At 62.4% G+C, this 1,304-nt stretch carries 1 protein-coding gene; it reads left to right on the top strand.

The genetic code is table 11. From position 1 onward, the window contains the following. The first annotated feature begins 155 nt into the window (after window positions 1-155). Complete coding sequence (locus V5F77_RS28835) at window positions 156-947, top strand: CHAD domain-containing protein (protein WP_429008478.1); 792 nt, start codon at window positions 156-158, stop codon at window positions 945-947. Window positions 948-1,304: the final 357 nt, after the last annotated feature.

The following is a 1,304-nucleotide window of genomic DNA, read 5'->3' as shown; positions in this document are numbered from 1 at the left end:
GAGATGGGCGCGTCGAGGCAGACGTCCGCCGGAAAATATGGCAAGTTCTCCCGATGATGCGGAATTCAACAGTCTCAGCACGCACATTGCGTTCCGGCCGACGTGCCCTGGGCCGAGAGCGGCAGGCAGCTACCCTCTCAGGGGCTCGCGCGGCATTGGTACAGAAGCTGGACCGGAGCCTGAGCAAGGTCGAGGCCGCGCTGGCCGAGCGCAGCGTAACGATCATGCTTCACGAAGCGCGCAAGGCGATAAAAGAGTATCGCGCGCTGCTGAGGCTGATCGATACGCCTGAGGCAAAGCAGGCGCGTCGTGCCGCAGCCGACGCCGCGCGCAGCCTCTCCTCCGCACGCGACCGCCAGGCTTGCAGGGATGCGGTTGCAGCTTTGCTGGAAGCCGCTCTGATCACGGCCGAGGATGCCGCGCAAATTATAGAGCACATCGGTCCGGATGATTCCCAGGGAGTGGAAGCAGCCGTCCATCGCGAGACATTGCAGCGCTGGCTTTCGCAAGCTCATGACCTTCACGGCACACATCTGCGTGCACAAGCCATGAAAGCTGACATCTCCAGGGGCCTACGTGAGGCCTATCTTCAGGCGCGTAAGGTGAGGAACTGGGAAGAGGCGGAGCACCTGCATGACCTACGCAAGCGAGTGGTGGTGCATCGTTACCAGATGTCGTTCTTCGCTGCGATTTCGGGAGGTCGCTTCCTGAGACGCGTTGAGAAGGCGCAGAAGCTGCGGGAGATCCTCGGCGGATATCAGGATCTCGAGACGCTGAAGCAGTTTTTGGCGGACCGGCCGGCGCAGCATGTCGAGGTGCATGATCAGGTGATCGACGCCGGCCGCCTTTATCAAGGCCGGCTGTTGAAGCAGGCGCGGCGCTTGCACGAGAAATTGTTTCACCGCAAGCCCGTCCGCTTTGGCGCGCGCGTTCGCTTGGAAGAATAGAGCCCGGCACGTGGAGCGGCCTCGGGCGCGCGAAGTGGCGTCTTCCGTTCGAGACCTTTTGTGCCCCTGCCGAGGTCGCGCCTGAACGATCGCGCTGCGTCCTTGTTGCGGGATTCGAACCGGCGCGGCCCTGCCGGGTCCTCAAATACGGCATGAGGCCGGTGACGCTCCCCAACACAAAATGATTGCCGAGCAGCCGCCTGAGCATCTAAGGCTCCAGCTAAAAAGCCCGCGAGTGGACCGGAGGAAGATTAGCTTCGCTTGCCACTATGTGACGCCCAACCCAGCCGGTGCCTTCTGCGCCGAGCACGACGCCGAAGACGTTGTGCCTGAGTAGCGAGCGTCAGCAGGGACGAA

Origin of the sequence: Roseixanthobacter psychrophilus (assembly GCF_043195195.1) — a bacterium.
In the GTDB taxonomy this organism is placed as follows: Bacteria; Pseudomonadota; Alphaproteobacteria; order Rhizobiales; family Xanthobacteraceae; genus NCEH01.
Note: the sequence above shows the minus strand (reverse complement) of the source record. Positions and strands in the feature narration are given on the sequence as shown.